This is a genomic window from Dietzia cercidiphylli (assembly GCF_014145145.1).
In the GTDB taxonomy this organism is placed as follows: Bacteria; Actinomycetota; Actinomycetes; order Mycobacteriales; family Mycobacteriaceae; genus Dietzia; species Dietzia natronolimnaea.
Map to the genome: position 1 here is coordinate 1 of NZ_JAALEA010000392.1, position 1113 is coordinate 1113.

Below are 1113 nucleotides of genomic sequence, written 5' to 3' on the forward strand. Positions count from 1 at the left end.
GACCGGGCCGGGAGCGCGGCCGCACGCGCCGTCGACGTCCTCGGTGACGTGGAACCCGCGGGCGAGGAAGGCGGGCACCACGACCGTGGGCGCCCCGTCGGCGAGGATGCGGTCCGGGCCCGGAGCCTGGACGTCGACCCAGGCCAGCCGGCAGTCCACCCCGTCGAGCTTCTTGCGCGTCTCCACCAGGACCCGGCCCAGTTCCCGGCGGCCCGTCGACGACCGGGTCCCGTGTGCCACCAGGAGCAGGCGGGGTCGCTCGGCGACCGGTTCGGCGTGGAGCGCGTTCGTCGTCATCCCCCGAGCATGCCGGATTCCGGATGCGGCGCCCCGATCGCTGGACGAGACTGGGGGGATGGACGCAGGAGCCGGACGTATCGGGCGGGCCCTCGGACCGGGTCGGCGGCGCCGGGAACGGCCGGAGGTGACGCTGACCAACTACGAGGCCGTCTACGACTTCTACGGCCCCGGCCGCCGTAGGGACGGCTTCACCCATCCCCTGCTGACCTTCGTGGGGGCGTTGTACGCACCCGAGGTGCGGATCCGGCCCGAGACGGTGACCGAGCTACACCGGCTGCACGACGCCGGCGTGGGGATCATCGTGGCCGCCAACCACCCGTCACACCACGACCCGTTCGTGCTGGCCTCGGCCGTGTACGACAGGCGGGTCCGGTTTCTGGCCTCCGGCACCGGCCTGACCAAGGACCCGCTCTTCCGCGGCCCGCTGCGACCGGTGTTCGAGTACACGGGCACGGTCCCGGTCTTCCGTGCCAAGAACTACGAGGGCACCGAGCGCGCGGTGCACGACGCGGCGGCGGCCCGCCTGATCGGCCTGTGCGTGGACCGCCTGACCGCCGGCGGGGTGGTGTTGACGTTCGTGGAGGGCACCAACTCGTCGGCGGACGACCTGAGGACGCTCCGGCTGGACTCGGTCAAGAAAGGTGTGGGCCAGATGGTCCGCGGGGTCCGCGACACGGGCGGCCGGGTGGCGGTGCTGCCGATCGGGATCGTCTACCGCGGGCGGGAACTCGCCAAGCTGCCCCCGCGCCGCCCGGTCGTGTCCGCCGGACCGCTCGCGCTCTGGGAGGACCCCGGGCCCGCACCGTCGGTCGA

At 73.6% G+C, this 1113-nt stretch carries 2 protein-coding genes; one reads left to right on the top strand and one right to left on the bottom strand.

The window, feature by feature from the left end:
- Positions 1 to 297: sirohydrochlorin chelatase (locus G6028_RS13690; protein ID WP_277817611.1), on the bottom strand; the 297-nt coding region annotated here is incomplete at its 3' end.
- A 58-nt stretch (positions 298 to 355) separates the two neighbouring features.
- Here G6028_RS13690 and G6028_RS13695 point away from each other — a divergent pair.
- Positions 356 to 1113: lysophospholipid acyltransferase family protein (locus G6028_RS13695; RefSeq protein ID WP_182659201.1), on the top strand; the 758-nt coding region annotated here is incomplete at its 3' end.